We start from the raw sequence: 14,165 nt of genomic DNA, 5'->3' as shown, positions 1-14,165 counted from the left end.
CTTCCCCAGCCCGCTGTGCCTGTCACGGCTTGTTTTAACCGCCCATGCGACTCCTGCTCGTTTACGTGTTGTCCGTGCTGCTGCTGACCGCGGCCCTGTTCCAGGGCGACGCGCAGGCGGTGGTGTGGCACGACGAGCCGGACACGCCCCTGATGGGCGACGTGCTGGCCGAAGCCTCGCCCTGCGAGGTGCTGGCCGACGAACCCGACACCCTGGACGAAGAGCTCCGCGTCAGCGTGCAGCTCTACCAACCCCCCGTCACCAACGACGACCGCACCGAACTGTTCTGGTCTCCGGTGCAAGACCCCGATTCGGCCCATGCCGGCGTGCCCCTGGCCGCCAGCCACCCGCTGCAATCCCAGCCTGTCTGGCCGCTCGGCCTGCTGCGCCCCCCACAACAGAGCTGATTTGCGCGGGGTGGTCTGTCGCCCCCAGTCACAGCAGGGATGCCACGACGCGCCTCAGCCCCCTTTGCCGGGTGCAGGCAGACTGGCGACCTGCGGTGCAGCCTGTGCATGACACCCCGACCACGCCCGCCTGAAGCACTGCGCCAGGCGTGCGGGCCCGTCACTTTTTGCTAAATCGTTGCCGCCTTCAAGGCCGCCTCCACATGACTTCAAAAGCGAACGTCCTCCCATTGGCTTCCTCCACGGCACCGCGCCGGGCCGCCCCCCGGGCCTCGGCCTGGGCCCTGACCCTGCTGGCCACCGCCTGCCTGGCCGTGAGCCTGCCGACCCGGGCCCAGGCCCCCACGTCCCCAGCGCGCCCGGCGCCCACGGCCGCCAGCGTCGATGGCACCACCCCGCCCAGCCCCCCAACCGGTGCCAGCACCACGGCCGAGGCCCCCGCAGGTCCGGTGCTGACGCTGGAGCAACTGACCCGCACCGTGCTGGCCCACAACCCCGAGTTGCTGGCCGCCCAGCGGGCGCGCAACACGGCCGCCGCCGGGGTGATCAGCGCTGGCGCCTTGCCCAACCCCCGCCTGGAATGGTCCGGTGGGCGCAACAATGCGCGCCTGCCGTCGGCCACGCCGGGCCAGGTGCAAAGCTGGGCCGTGGCCCAACTGATTGAAAACCCGACCTTGCGTGGCGCCCGTCAGGAGGCCGCCCGGGCTGGCGAGCGCAGTTCGGCCGAGCAGATCGAACAGACCCGCAACGAGCTGATCAGCCAGGTCCACCTGCGCGCCTATGAGGCGTTGCTGCGCCGCGCCGAAGCCGCCGCGGCCCAGGAGTCGGTGGCCCTGCTGGAGCAGGTGCGTGAGCGGGTGCGCCTGCGGGTGGACAGCGGCGAAGCCCCGCGCTACGAAATGATCAAGGCCGACGCCGAAATCATCAACGCCCGCCAGCGCCAGCAAAACGCCTCGCTGCAGGCCGAGCAGGCCCTGCTGATGCTGAACCGCCTGGCCGCCGGCCAGCTGCCGGCGCGCTGGAGCCTGCAAGCCTCGCTGGACGATGAGCCCGGCCTGCCCGGCCTGGAGGAGACCCGCCTGCGCGCCGAGACCCACAACCCTGAGCTGCGCGCCCTGCAAGCCGAGGTCTCGCGTGCCCAGGCCCGTTTGACGGAAGCCAAAGCCAGTCGCCTGCCGGGCGTGGAGCTGCGCTACAGCCAGACCCGGGACCCGGAGATTCGCCAGCAGCAGCTGGGGGTGAGCGTGCAGATCCCCTTGTTTGACCAACGCACCGGCCCCACCGCCGAGGCCAGTTCGGAGCTGGAGCGCCTGCAAGGCCAGCTCGACGGTCGCCGCGCCGAACTGCGCCAGCAAATCCTGCTGGCCTGGAAGTCGCTGGAGATCGCCCGCGTGCGCACCGAAGCCCTGAGCCTGGGCGCCGTGCGCGAGGCCGAGGCTGCGCTGCGCGTGGCCCAGGCCGCCTACCGCTTTGGCGAGCGCGGCATCCTCGACGTGCTGGACGCGCAACGCCTGCTGCGCACCGTGCGCGCCGACCTGCTGGAAGCCCGCTACCAGCAGCAGGCCGCCCGCATCGAGCTGGAACTGCTGTCGGCCCGCAATGCCGAGCTGTACCGCCCCTGAGCGCCCGGCCCACCCCCTGTGACGTCCGCCCCCTCCACGCCTTATCCAAGCTGAACCCCTATGTCGAACACCACACCGTCCCTGAACTCCGCCCGCCCGGTGCGCGCGGTCCGTGCCACCGACCCACGCCCGGCCATGCTGCGCCTGAGCCTGCTCTGCGCCGCGCTGGGCACTGCCTGGCTGTTGGTCGCCTGCGGCGCCAAGAACGAACCCCAGGCCGCGGCGCCCGTGCAACGCCAAGACCCCCTTGTGGTCAACGTCAAGCCCGAGATGGCCAAGAACTTCCAGGTGCAAAAGGTGGCCCAGGCCGACCTGGCACCGACCCAGGACATTGCCGGCCGCATTGAAGCCAACGACCGCCAGGTGACCCGCATCGGCGCCTCGGTCACCGGCCGCGTGACCGAAGTGCTGGCCGAAGTGGGCGACCGGGTCAAACCCGGCCAGGCCCTGGCCTATGTGGCCAGCCCCGAGCTGACCACCGCCCAGCTGGGTTACCTGCGCGCCAACGCCGCCAGCCAACTGGCCGAGCGCGCGGTGGAACGCGCCCGCCAGCTGATCCAGGCCGACGTGATCGGCTCGGCCGAGCTGCAACGCCGCGAATCCGAGCTGTCGATCGCCCGCGCCGAACTGCGCGCCGCCGGCGACCAGCTGCGCCTGATGGGCCTGGGCCAAGCCGCCATCGACAAGCTGCGCACCGACGGCACGCTGGCCCCGCAGACCGCGGTGCTGGCCACCCTGTCGGGCGTGGTGATCGAGCGCAAGGTCAGCTCGGGCCAGGTGGCCCAGCCGGGCGACCCGCTGTTCACCGTGGCCGACCTCGGCAATGTGTGGGTGGTGGGCGGCCTGCCCGAGCAGTCGGCCCGCTCGGTGCAGCCGGGCCAGAGCGTGGAGATCGAAGTCCCCGCGCTGGGCGCCAAGCGCCTGCAAGGCAAGATCGTGCAGGTGGGCGACACCGTGTCGCAAGAGACCCGCACCGTCTCCATCCGCACCCAGGTGGACAACGCGCAACGCGAACTCAAGCCGCAGATGCTGGCCACCATGCACATCGTCGGCGCCACCCAGCGCCAGCTGGCCGTGCCCAATGTGGCCGTGGTGCGTGAGAACGACCGCGACCACGTCTACGTCAAGACCGGCGACGGCGCCTACCGCCTGACCCCGGTCGAACTGGGGGCCGCCAGCGGTGCCCTGCGCCCGGTGCTCAAAGGCCTGAGCGAAGGCACCGAGGTGGTGGTTGAAGGTGCTTTCCACCTGAACAACGAGCGCAAGCGCGCTGAACTGGAGTAAGGCCCATGATGGTTTCCATGATCCGTGCCGCGCTCAGTCAGCGGCTGGTGGTGGTCGTGCTGGCCCTGGTGCTGTGCGCCTTCGGCATGCGCGCCGCCATGCGACTGTCGGTGGACGCGTTCCCCGACGTCACCAACGTGCAGGTGCAGGTGGCCACCGAGGCGCCCGGCCGCTCCCCCGAGGAGATCGAGCGCTTTGTCACCGTGCCGCTTGAAATCGCCATGACCGGCATGCCCGGTCTGGTGGAGATGCGCTCGCTCAACAAGAGCGGCCTGTCCATCATCACCCTGGTGTTCACCGACGCCACCGACGTGTACTTTGCACGCCAGTTGGTGACCGAGCGCCTGATCGAGGTCACGCCGCGCATGCCGGCGGGCATCGTGCCGGTGCTGGGGCCGGTGTCCACCGGCCTGGGCGAGGTCTACCAGTACACGCTGGAACGCCCCGATGACGGCAAGCGCGCGCTGACCCCCGAAGAACTGTCCGAGCGCCGCAGCGTGCAGGACTGGGTGGTGCGACCGCTGCTGCGCTCGATCCCGGGCGTGGCCGAAATCAACTCGCAAGGCGGCTACGTGAAGCAGTACCAGGCCCTGGTCGACCCGGGCCGCCTGCGCCACTACAAGCTGTCGGTGCAGCAGGTGGTGCACGCGATCGCGAGCAACAACGCCAACGCCAGCGGCGGCATCCTGCCGCAGGTGACCGAGCAGTACCTGATCCGCGGCGTGGGCCTGATCCGCACGCTGGAGGACATCGGCAACATCGTGGTCAAAGAGCAAGCCGGTGTACCGGTCTATGTGCGCGATGTGGCCACCGTGCAGCTGGGCAGTGAAGTGCGCCAGGGCGCCATCATCAAGGGCGGCTACACCGAGGGCGTGTCGGGCATCGTGCTGATGATGCGCGGCGGCAACGCCAAGCAGGTGGTGACCCGCGTGAAAGAGCGCGTGGACGAAATCAACCGCAAGGGCATGCTGCCCGACGGCCTGCAGATCGTGCCCTACTACGACCGCACCGACCTGGTGGATTCGGCCCTGTGGACCGTGGGCAAGGTGCTGATCGAAGGCATCTTCCTGGTGGTGGTGGTGCTGTTCATCTTCCTGGGGGATGTGCGATCGAGTCTGATCGTGGTGGCCACGCTGGTGATTGCGCCGCTGACCACCTTCATCCTGATGAACCGCTACGGCATCTCGGCCAACCTGATGTCACTCGGGGGGCTGGCGATTGCCATCGGCCTGATGGTGGACGCCACCGTGGTGGTGGTGGAAAACGTGTACCACAAGCTCGGCCAGGCGGGCCCCAGCATGGGCGCGCGGGTGCGGACGATTCTGGACGCCACGGCCGAAGTGGCCACGCCGACCGTGTTCGGCATTGCCATCATCATCTTGGTGTTCCTGCCGCTGATGACGCTGCAAGGCATCGAGGGCAAGATGTTCGCGCCGCTGGCCCTGACCATCGCGATGGCCCTGGCCGTGTCGCTGGCCGTGTCGCTGATCCTGTCGCCGGTGCTGTGCGCCTACTTCCTGAAGGGCGGCTCGGACCACGACACGCGCCTGATCGCGTTCCTGAAGCGTCACTATCTGCGCCTGCTGGACGGCGCCACGCTGCGGCACAAGCTGACGCTGGGCGTGTCGGTGGGCCTGTTGCTGGGCTCGCTGGCGCTGTTCCCGCTGCTGGGCAAGTCCTTCATGCCCACCATGAAGGAAGGCGCTCTGACGCCGCAGATCAACCGCGTGCCCAGCATCTCGCTGGACGAGTCGATCCGCATGGAAATGGCCGCCATGAAGACCATCTCCGAGGTGCCTGGCGTGCGCATGGTGGTGTCCAAGCTGGGCCGCGGCGAATCGCCGGCCGACCCGGCGGGCCCGAACGAGTCCGACCCCATCGTGCTGCTGGACCCCAAGTCCGAGCGCACCCAGGACGAGATCGACGAGGACATCCGGCAGCGCCTGTCCACCATCCCGGGCGTGCAGATCGTGCTGTCGCAACCCATCTCCGAGCGCGTCGACGAGATGGTGACCGGCGTGCGCTCGCAGCTCGCGATCAAGGTGTTCGGTGACGAACTGGGCGAACTCAAGCGCGTGTCCGAACAGGTGGCGCGCATCTTGAAGAGCGTCAGCGGCAGCCGCGACATCCGCATCGAGCGCCTGTCCGGCCAGCAGGCCCTGACGGTGGACATCGACCGCAAGGCGATTGCCCGCCACGGCCTCAACGTGGCCGACGTGCAAGCCCTGATCGAAACCGCCATCGGTGGCCAGGACGTGACCACGCTCTACGAGGGTGAGCGCCGCTACAGCGTGGTGGTGCGCTTCCCGGCCCATGTGCGCCAGTCGGCCGAGGCCATCGGCAACACCTTGCTGACCACCCCGGACGGCGCCCAGGTGCCGCTGAACAGCCTGGCCCGCATCGAACTGGTCGACGGCCCTGCGCAGATCAGCCGCGAAAGCGGCAAGCGCCGCGTGGTGGTGGGTGCCAACGTCGAAGGCCGCGACCTGGCGGGCTTCGTGACCGAGGTGCAGCAACGCATCGACGCCGAAGTGCAGCTGCCCGAAGGCTATTACTTCAAGTACGGCGGTCAGTTCGAGAACATGGAGCGCGCCATGGGCACGCTGTCGGTGATCGTGCCCCTGACCATCGCGGCCATCTTCTTCCTGCTGTTCCTGCTGTTCAACTCGGTGCGCCTGGCCAGCCTGATCATCCTGGTGCTGCCCTTCGCGTCGGTGGGCGGGCTGATCGGTCTGTTTGTCACGGGCGAGTACCTGAGCGTGCCGGCCTCGGTGGGCTTCATTGCGCTGTGGGGCATTGCGGTGCTCAACGGCGTGGTGCTGGTGACCTGCATCCGCCGCCTGCGCGGCGACGGCATGGACGTGGCTGCGGCGGTGCGCGAAGGCTGCGTGCAGCGCTTCCGCCCGGTGATGATGACCGCCACCGTGGCCTTGCTGGGCCTGGTGCCGTTCTTGTTTGCCACGGGGCCCGGCTCGGAGGTGCAACGCCCGCTGGCGATTGTGGTGATTGGCGGCCTGATCTCGTCCACGCTGCTGACCCTGGTGGTGCTGCCCACGCTGTACCGCTGGTTTGATGAGAAGCCCACCGAGGCTTGAGAAAGGAGAAATGCCATGAAAGAAATTCGAGCCATCGTGCGGCCCAGCCGCCTGAACAAGCTGCGCGACGCGCTGCGCGCCATCCCCAACTTCCCGGGCGTGACGATCTTCAAGGCCGAGGGCTTCACCGCCCCCGCCGCGATCGAGAAGCGCACCGTGAAAGAGGAGCTGACCGACTTCACGCCCAAGTTGATGGTCTGCGTGCTGTGCGACCGCGCCATGGTGGACACCATCCGCGACGCCATCATCAGCGCCTGCCACACGGGCCAGATCGGCGACGGTCTGGTCTGGGTGGTGGACCTGGAGAGCACGCACCGCATCCGCGACCACAGCCCGATCTGAGGGCGGTCCGGGCCCGGTTCGAAGCGGGCCCACACACACCTAACCAGGGGGCCTCAGGCCCCCTTTTTCAATGCACCAAAACAAGGCAAATCATCCCCCCGGACGAGCCGCCTACGCACGGTCTTGGTGCGCCATTTGGGCAAGGTTCCTGCTTTAGTATTGGGTAACCCAGAACGAGACCGAGAGCCCGACCATGGAACTGACCCCCCGGGAAAAAGACAAGCTGCTGATCTTCACCGCCGCGCTGCTGGCGGAGCGCCGCAAGGCCCGTGGCCTGAAGCTCAACTACCCCGAAGCGGTGGCCTACATCAGCGCAGCCGTGATGGAAGGTGCGCGTGACGGCAAGACCGTGGCGCAACTGATGAGCGAAGGCCGCAACGTGCTGACCCGCGCCGACGTCATGGACGGCATTGCCGAGATGATTCCGGACATCCAGGTCGAAGCCACCTTCCCCGACGGCACCAAATTGGTGACCGTGCACCAGCCCATCGTCTGACCGGCCCGCCTGCTGGCCTTGAGGAGACTGCCATGATTCCCGGCGAACTGATCACCGACGAGGGCGAACACGCCCTGAACACCGGCCGCCCCACGCTGACGCTGCTGGTGCGCAACACCGGCGACCGCCCCATCCAGGTGGGGTCGCACTACCACTTTGCCGAGACCAATGCCGCGCTGGGCTTTGACCGTGAGGCCGCGCGCGGCATGCGACTGAACATCGCCTCCGGCACCGCCGTGCGCTTTGAGCCCGGCCAGGAACGCACCGTGCAACTGGTGGCCATCGGCGGTGAACGCCGCATTTACGGCTTTCGCGGCCTGGTGCAGGGCGCGCTGTAAGCCGCCCCCGCGACCGCACACACAGACAAGGATTTGCCATGAGCACCGTATCGCGCCGTGCCTACGCCGAAATGTTTGGCCCCACCACGGGTGACCGCATCCGCCTGGCCGACACCGACCTGATCATCGAGGTCGAAAAAGACTACACCCTGGCCGCTGGCAGCTACGGCGAAGAGGTCAAATTTGGTGGCGGCAAGACCATCCGCGACGGCATGGCCCAAGGCCAGCGCACGCGCGACGAAGGCGCCGTGGACACCGTGCTGACCAATGCGCTGATCCTCGACCACTGGGGCGTGGTGAAGGCCGACATCGGCCTCAAGGGCGGCCGCATCGTGAAGATCGGCAAGGCCGGCAACCCCGACACCCAGCCCGGGGTGGACATCATCATTGGCCCCGGCACCGAAGTCATCAGCTGCGAAGGCAACATCGTCACCGCGGGCGGCATCGACACCCACATCCACTTCATAGCACCGCAGCAGATCGAAGAAGCGCTGTGCAGTGGCGTGACCACCATGATCGGTGGCGGCACCGGCCCGGCCACAGGCACCTTTGCCACCACCTGCACGCCCGGCGCCTGGAACATGGAGCGCATGCTGCAGGCGGCCGACGCCTTTCCGATGAACCTGGGCTTTTTGGGCAAGGGCAACGCCAGCCTGCCCGGCGCCCTGCACGAGCAGATCAGCGCCGGCGCCATCGGTCTGAAGCTGCACGAGGACTGGGGCACCACGCCCGCCGCCATCGACAACTGCCTGAGCGTGGCCGAAGAAACCGACACCCAGGTGGCCATCCACACCGACACGCTCAACGAGTCGGGCTTTGTCGAAGACACCGTGGCCGCGTTCAAGGGCCGCACCATCCACACCTTCCACACCGAAGGCGCGGGGGGCGGCCACGCCCCCGACATCCTGAAAGTGGTGGGCGAAGCCAATGTGCTGCCCAGCTCGACCAACCCGACCCGGCCGTACACCATCAACACGCTGGACGAGCACGTCGACATGCTGATGGTCTGCCACCACCTGGACCCGGCGATTGCCGAGGACCTGGCCTTTGCCGAGAGCCGCATCCGCAAGGAAACCATTGCCGCCGAAGACATCCTGCATGACCTGGGCGCCATCAGCATGTTCAGCTCGGACAGCCAGGCCATGGGCCGGGTGGGCGAGGTGATCCTGCGCTGCTGGCAGACCGCGCACAAGATGAAGCTGCAACGCGGCAAGCTGCCCGACGACACCGCGCGCAACGACAACTTCCGCGCCCGCCGCTACATCGCCAAGTACACCATCAACCCCGCGATCGCGCACGGCATCAGCCACGAAGTGGGCAGCATCGAGCCCGGCAAGTGGGCCGACCTGGTGATCTGGAAGCCGGCCTTCTTTGGCGTCAAGCCGGCGCTGATCCTGAAGGGCGGCTTCATTGCCATGGCCGCCATGGGCGACCCGAACGCCAGCATCCCGACGCCGCAGCCGGTGCATTACCGCCCCATGTTCGGCGCCTACGGCGGCGCGATCGCCAAGACCTCGCTGACCTTTGTCTCGCAAGCCGGTCTGGCCCAGGGCATCGGCCAAAAGTTTGGCCTGAACAAGACGCTGTCGGCCGTCAAGAACATCCGCACCGTGGGCAAGCGCCACATGCTGCTGAACGACTACGCACCGCGCATGGAAGTGGACGCGCAAACCTACCAGGTGCGCGCCGACGGCCAGTTGCTGACCTGCGAGCCCGCCACCAGCCTGCCGATGGCCCAGCGCTACTTCTTGTTCTGAGCCCGCGCCGCGCGCCCAGCGGTGCCCCCTGGCCCACCGGGGTGGGCCGCGGGTGCCGCCCCGGCCTGCTGACCAAGCGCTACAGTCGGGGGCTTCTTGCCACCCGCACCCGCCACTGGAACGACGACCATGCTGCAAATCTCCAAACTCATTGCCGGCGGCCAAGGCCTGGCCCCGGTGCTCATCAAACGCGCCAGCTCGGTCGAGCTGGACTGGGACGTGCGGCAAAAAAGCCGCTTTGACGCCACCGACTCCAGCGGCCGCCACCTGGGCGTGTTCTTGCCACGCGGCACCGTGGTGCGCGGCGGCGACGTGCTGGTGGCCGAAGACGGGTCGCTGATCCGCGTCGTGGCCGCCCCGCAGGCCGTGCTGCGCATCACCGCCTGCACCGCCCACGGCAGCCCGTTTGACCTGACCCGCGCCGCCTACCACCTGGGCAACCGCCATGTGCCCATCGAGCTGCAACCCGACCACCTGAAGATCGAGCCCGACCATGTGCTGGCCGACATGCTGCGCAGCATGCACCTGATCGTGAACGCGGTGAATGAATCCTTTGAGCCCGAAGCCGGCGCCTACGGCCAGCATGGCCAGCACAGCCACAAGGGACACGGGCATGGCCATGGGCATTCGCATGACCACACCCACGCCCATGACCACTCGCACGGTCATGACCATGACCACGCGCAGCACGACCACGACCACAGCCATTCGCACGAGCCTGGCCAAGCCCAGTCGCCCGCGTCTGCCCACGGGCATTCGCATGGGCATTCGCACGCGCACGACCACCGCCACGATCACGGACACAGTCACGACCACGCGCATGACCACGACCATGGCCACCACGCCGCGGCCGCCCCGGCGCGCAAGACCATCCCGATCCAGGCCGCCAGCGCCACCGCGCATGTGCACGGCCCCGGCTGCGGTCACGACCATGGCCATGACCACGACCACGGCAGTCACCCCCATGCCCACCCTGACCACGACCATGGTCACCCGCACTGAGCCGTCCGCCCTGCCCGTGGCCGGGGGCGCCGTGCCTGGCCACCCCGCCGCCGCGCCTGCGGCCCCCCCAGCCATCGCTGGCCTGCTGCAGCTGATCTGGCTGGCCTCGCCCGCGCTGCCGGTGGGCGGGTTTTCGTATTCCGAAGGCTTGGAAGCCGCCGTCGAATGGGCCGGTGTCAGTGACGAAGCCCAGGCGGCCGAATGGCTGTCGGACCAACTGCACCTGAGCCTGGCGCGCAGCGACCTGGCGGTGGTCAGCGCCGCCGTGCAAGCCCTGCGCGCATCAGACTGGCCGCGCCTGATACGCCTCAATGAATGGGTGCAGCAAAGCCGCGAAACCGCCGAGCTGCGCCTGCAAAGCCAGCAAATGGGCCGCTCCCTGGTGGAGTGGCTGCGCAACCTGCAGCCCGACACGGCGGCCCAACTGGATGGGTTGATTGCGACCTACCCCGTGGCCTTTGCCTGCGCCGCCGCGGCCAGCCCCGCCAACGCGGCCGACATCTGCTTTGCCTATGCCTTTGCCTGGTGCGAGACCATGAGCCAGACCGCCATCAAGGCCGTGCCCCTGGGCCAAAGCGCGGGCCAGCGCATCCTGGCGCGGCTGGCGCAAGAGATCCCGGCCGCCGTCGCCACCGCCATGTCGCTGGACGACGACCAGCGCCAGGCCTACACCCCGCGCCTGGCCGTGTTGTCGGCCCGGCACGAGACCCAATACTCCCGACTTTTCAGAAGCTGAGCCTTCACACCCCCCTCTCTTCTGCTCAGTTCTTGTCACTTCTTTTCTCTTCTCCTGCCTTCACTGGACCCGCCCCCATGAGCACCTCAGCCCTGCACCACATCCCTGGCCGAAGCAAAAAACTGCCCCCGCTGCGCGTCGGCATTGGCGGCCCCGTCGGGTCGGGCAAGACCACCTTGCTGGAGATGCTGTGCAAGGCCATGAGCCAGCGCTACGACCTCGTGGCCATCACCAACGACATCTACACCAAGGAAGACCAACGCCTGCTGACCGTCAGCGGCGCCCTGCCCGCCGAGCGCATCTTGGGTGTGGAAACCGGCGGCTGCCCGCACACCGCCATCCGCGAAGACGCGTCGATCAACCTCGAAGCCATCGACCGCATGCTGGAGCAGTTTCCGAATGCCGACGTGGTCTTCATCGAATCGGGCGGCGACAACCTGGCCGCCACCTTCAGCCCCGAACTCAGTGACCTGACGATTTACGTGATCGACGTCGCCGCCGGCGAGAAGATCCCGCGCAAGGGCGGCCCCGGCATCACCAAGAGCGACCTCTTTGTGATCAACAAGACCGACCTGGCGCCGTATGTGGGCGCCGACCTGGGCGTGATGGAGGCCGACACCCGCCGCATGCGCCAGCAAAAGCCGTTTGTGATGACCAACCTCAAGACCCTGAGCGGTATGGACGACGTGATTGCGTTCATCGAGCGCAAGGGGATGTTGGCGGCGGCGTGAGGGTTGGAGGGATTGAAGGCGTCAGGACTTGAGGTCGGGTGGCTGACTGAGGCTGTTCACTGACTGCAGCGGTTGGCTGTTGGCTGTTGGCTGTTGGCTGTTGGCTGTTGGCTGTTGGCTATGGGCTGTTGATGTTGTCCTGGCTTTGAGCCGTCCCCTTGCTTGTGCGGGTGGAAGCGCTTCTGTGCGGCCGGAACGGCCTGCCGGCCTGGGCGCCGAGCCTCAAAAGCAGCCTGGCGCACAGGTACAATGTGCGGCGCTGGAAGCGTGGCAGAGTGGTCGATTGCACCGGTCTTGAAAACCGGCGGCTCGAAAGGGTCCGTGAGTTCGAATCTCACCGCTTCCGCCAGATACAAACGAAAAGCCCCTGTTGAATGACAGGGGCTTTTTTCTCATCTGTCGATTTCGACCATCAACGGCTCGCAAGCTGCTCGTGGCCCCAATTGGATACTCCACTCGCCTGATGGAACGACGACGTTATCAAAGGGTGCGAGTACGCGGACGGCGCCTTTGCAACGGTTGCCGTCATCGACGATCAGCCGTCGACTTCACGCTCTCTGGCATGAAGCAGACGCCAACGCTCTTGGCCGGGTGACGGGATCAACGACCAGTGTCGAAGGTGCTGCTGACGTCCAGCCTAGCCGTCTGACAATCGGCGTCGAACGTCTCCCAGTAATGCAGGCTTCCGAGACCGTCGCAGCGATGTCCGAGGAGATAATTAAGACCTATGTGCCGCTGTGGGACTTCATAGTTGCCAACATCGCTCTTGCTTGTTTCACGGGGCAAATTCTTCTGAAGCAGCTGGCGCTAGGTCACTAGTTTCGCAACGTTGCAAGGCCACGGTATGTGAAACTCGAGCCCAGCGGCAAGGAGGCTGCTGCTCGAGAACGTCATCAAGGAATGCAGGGACATGGCGAAGACCAGATTTCAGGGCGCAGCCGACATTGAGGACGAGGACTTCAAGCGCGCGTTTGTCGGGGACACCCTCGTCATCGACTGTGATGAGATTCGCCTGGTCCAGAAGGGACTTGACTCCCCCATCACGTACGTTGGGCCTGGTTCCATCGAGGTTGGCGCCAGGAAGGGCGTCGTGGTGCGCATGGTGTGCCCGCGCTCGGAGACGGATCCATACGACCCTATCAAGTTCTTGAAGAGCTTGAATGGCCCTCAGGCTGGGGTCATCCTGGCCGACGAACACTACTACCGGCTTGAAGCCAGAGATGTCGCCGGCGACACCTGGCTGTGCGAATCAGGAAGCCTGGAAAGGAGTGACCGGGAGTCCACGGTCGTGCTGAGCTTTACGTCCTCCCGCATCACATGCGCCGCACAGGCACCTGCCTCAAAGGACTACGCCTTCCTAGTGTTCCTCGACGAGCTCGGATTTCCTAGGAACACCGTCAGGACAACCACGGTTGAAAGAGGCGGGGAGCCCTGGGGTACTCAGTCCAAGTGGGACCTATCGGAAGGTGTCATTGCGGGCTTGAAAATCACGTATGAGGGAATCAATGTTGAGCCGAATAGGAAGTACTCCCAATTCGTAGCGGTTGCTGAGAACGAGGTGGAAGCGCCGCCTGGATTTGAGCACCGGCTGCTCGAGGCAATCAGGTTCTGCACCGCAACCATGGCGACCCCTGTCCTGACCCAAGTAGGCAAGGATGGGAAGAGAACAATCGAGCTTTCGCGTGCGCGTGACCTGAACAAAGGCCTGGTTGAGCCCCCAGTTCCTCACCAGAACCATGGGCCGGACTTCTTCCGGCTCTTTGGTTGCTACTACGCACATGCCTGCACGCATGCAGCAGGCAAGGACTACTCACCGCTGTCTGCAAAGGTTGGCGGTCTGTTCTCCCTGAAGGGCGTCTGGGTCGAGACTGTGGTCCTGCTTCTCTCCGTCGCAGTCGAGAAGATGCTGAACGAGAAGGAGTTCAAGCGCCTGGGCAAACCCGCCGCCGACGTTAAAGCCGAGGTAGACAAGGTCCTGGCGGCGGTGCGAGAGCTTGAACTCAGCGAGTCGATGGCCAAGCGAGTCGGGGGCTCTTTGAATGGGTTCAAGTCCACCAGCCCTGCCGATCGGCTCCACGCGTTGATAGAGGCCGGTGTCCTAATCGAAGACGACCGAACGACGTGGAAGGCGAGCCGAAACGCTTCCGCGCATGGCTCGTTCGAGATTGAACCCGAGACATTCCAGCAGGTCATAGATACGGCTTTTCGGCTGATGGCCATGATCTACAAGATGGCGTTCCTGTGCATCGGCTACTCTGGCTCGTACACGAACTTCGCCGTCAGAGGCTGGCCTGTGCATCAATTCGACCTGGCAAGGTACCAAGCCGCGCTTGCTAAGCCGGCAAGCTGAAGAGG

Annotated in this window: 12 protein-coding genes and 1 tRNA gene; all 13 read left to right on the top strand. The window is 66.4% G+C overall.

Going from position 1 to position 14,165, the window contains the following annotated elements; genetic code table 11:
* Positions 1–44 precede the first annotated feature (44 nt).
* The 13 genes from PSQ40_RS15275 to PSQ40_RS15215 all read left to right on the top strand — a co-directional run bounded on the left by PSQ40_RS15275 (position 45) and on the right by PSQ40_RS15215 (position 14,160).
* Positions 45–407 carry a hypothetical protein gene (locus tag PSQ40_RS15275; protein WP_273952614.1) on the top strand — a complete coding sequence of 121 codons (363 nt, stop codon included), beginning with the start codon at positions 45–47 and terminating at the stop codon, positions 405–407.
* 203 nt (positions 408–610) lie between these two features.
* Positions 611–2,029, top strand: coding sequence for a TolC family protein (locus PSQ40_RS15270; RefSeq protein WP_273952612.1), 1,419 nt, complete (start codon positions 611–613; stop codon positions 2,027–2,029).
* Positions 2,030–2,164: 135 nt separating this feature from the next.
* On the top strand, positions 2,165–3,313 hold the full coding sequence (locus PSQ40_RS15265; RefSeq protein ID WP_409338604.1) for an efflux RND transporter periplasmic adaptor subunit: 1,149 nt from the start codon (positions 2,165–2,167) through the stop codon (positions 3,311–3,313).
* Between the two features lie 5 nt (positions 3,314–3,318).
* On the top strand, positions 3,319–6,408 hold the full coding sequence (locus PSQ40_RS15260; RefSeq protein ID WP_273952605.1) for an efflux RND transporter permease subunit: 3,090 nt from the start codon (positions 3,319–3,321) through the stop codon (positions 6,406–6,408).
* A 15-nt stretch (positions 6,409–6,423) separates the two neighbouring features.
* Positions 6,424–6,750 (top strand): P-II family nitrogen regulator, encoded by a 327-nt coding sequence (locus PSQ40_RS15255; protein WP_273952602.1) that lies wholly within the window; start codon positions 6,424–6,426, stop codon positions 6,748–6,750.
* Between the two features lie 193 nt (positions 6,751–6,943).
* Complete coding sequence (locus tag PSQ40_RS15250) at positions 6,944–7,246, top strand: urease subunit gamma (protein WP_273952600.1); 303 nt, start codon at positions 6,944–6,946, stop codon at positions 7,244–7,246.
* Positions 7,247–7,278: 32 nt separating this feature from the next.
* On the top strand, positions 7,279–7,584 hold the full coding sequence (locus PSQ40_RS15245) for an urease subunit beta (protein ID WP_273952598.1): 306 nt from the start codon (positions 7,279–7,281) through the stop codon (positions 7,582–7,584).
* 38 nt (positions 7,585–7,622) lie between these two features.
* Positions 7,623–9,341: an urease subunit alpha gene (gene ureC / locus PSQ40_RS15240; RefSeq protein WP_273952595.1), complete on the top strand. Its 1,719-nt coding sequence runs from the start codon at positions 7,623–7,625 to the stop codon at positions 9,339–9,341.
* A gap of 129 nt (positions 9,342–9,470) precedes the next feature.
* On the top strand, positions 9,471–10,343 hold the full coding sequence (gene ureE / locus PSQ40_RS15235; RefSeq protein WP_273952593.1) for an urease accessory protein UreE: 873 nt from the start codon (positions 9,471–9,473) through the stop codon (positions 10,341–10,343).
* Positions 10,306–11,079, top strand: a complete 774-nt coding sequence (locus PSQ40_RS15230; protein ID WP_273952590.1) for an urease accessory protein UreF — start codon at positions 10,306–10,308, stop codon at positions 11,077–11,079. The genes ureE and PSQ40_RS15230 overlap by 38 nt, the downstream gene beginning before the upstream one ends.
* A 77-nt stretch (positions 11,080–11,156) precedes the next feature.
* Positions 11,157–11,810: an urease accessory protein UreG gene (gene ureG / locus PSQ40_RS15225; RefSeq protein WP_273952587.1), complete on the top strand. Its 654-nt coding sequence runs from the start codon at positions 11,157–11,159 to the stop codon at positions 11,808–11,810.
* 261 nt (positions 11,811–12,071) lie between these two features.
* Positions 12,072–12,159, top strand: a tRNA-Ser gene (locus tag PSQ40_RS15220).
* Between the two features lie 561 nt (positions 12,160–12,720).
* Positions 12,721–14,160 carry a hypothetical protein gene (locus tag PSQ40_RS15215; protein ID WP_273952585.1) on the top strand — a complete coding sequence of 480 codons (1,440 nt, stop codon included), beginning with the start codon at positions 12,721–12,723 and terminating at the stop codon, positions 14,158–14,160.
* Positions 14,161–14,165: the final 5 nt, after the last annotated feature.

Origin of the sequence: Curvibacter cyanobacteriorum, from assembly GCF_028649475.1 — a bacterium.
Taxonomy (GTDB): Bacteria; Pseudomonadota; Gammaproteobacteria; order Burkholderiales; family Burkholderiaceae_C; genus Curvibacter; species Curvibacter cyanobacteriorum.
The sequence above is the reverse complement of the archived record's forward strand: the minus strand, read 5'-3'. Positions and strand labels throughout refer to the sequence as shown.

What these genes read in the sequence shown, in the direction of transcription:
- PSQ40_RS15275 (WP_273952614.1), top strand. Translation starts at nt 45, where the DNA reads ATGCGACTCCTGCTCGTTTACGTGTTGTCCGTGCTGCTGCTGACCGCG.
- ureG (WP_273952587.1), top strand. Translation starts at nt 11,157, where the DNA reads ATGAGCACCTCAGCCCTGCACCACATCCCTGGCCGAAGCAAAAAACTG.
- PSQ40_RS15270 (WP_273952612.1), top strand. Translation starts at nt 611, where the DNA reads ATGACTTCAAAAGCGAACGTCCTCCCATTGGCTTCCTCCACGGCACCG.
- PSQ40_RS15260 (WP_273952605.1), top strand. Translation starts at nt 3,319, where the DNA reads ATGATGGTTTCCATGATCCGTGCCGCGCTCAGTCAGCGGCTGGTGGTG.
- PSQ40_RS15230 (WP_273952590.1), top strand. Translation starts at nt 10,306, where the DNA reads ATGCCCACCCTGACCACGACCATGGTCACCCGCACTGAGCCGTCCGCC.
- ureE (WP_273952593.1), top strand. Translation starts at nt 9,471, where the DNA reads ATGCTGCAAATCTCCAAACTCATTGCCGGCGGCCAAGGCCTGGCCCCG.
- ureC (WP_273952595.1), top strand. Translation starts at nt 7,623, where the DNA reads ATGAGCACCGTATCGCGCCGTGCCTACGCCGAAATGTTTGGCCCCACC.
- PSQ40_RS15245 (WP_273952598.1), top strand. Translation starts at nt 7,279, where the DNA reads ATGATTCCCGGCGAACTGATCACCGACGAGGGCGAACACGCCCTGAAC.
- PSQ40_RS15215 (WP_273952585.1), top strand. Translation starts at nt 12,721, where the DNA reads ATGGCGAAGACCAGATTTCAGGGCGCAGCCGACATTGAGGACGAGGAC.
- PSQ40_RS15255 (WP_273952602.1), top strand. Translation starts at nt 6,424, where the DNA reads ATGAAAGAAATTCGAGCCATCGTGCGGCCCAGCCGCCTGAACAAGCTG.
- PSQ40_RS15250 (WP_273952600.1), top strand. Translation starts at nt 6,944, where the DNA reads ATGGAACTGACCCCCCGGGAAAAAGACAAGCTGCTGATCTTCACCGCC.
- PSQ40_RS15265 (WP_409338604.1), top strand. Translation starts at nt 2,165, where the DNA reads ATGCTGCGCCTGAGCCTGCTCTGCGCCGCGCTGGGCACTGCCTGGCTG.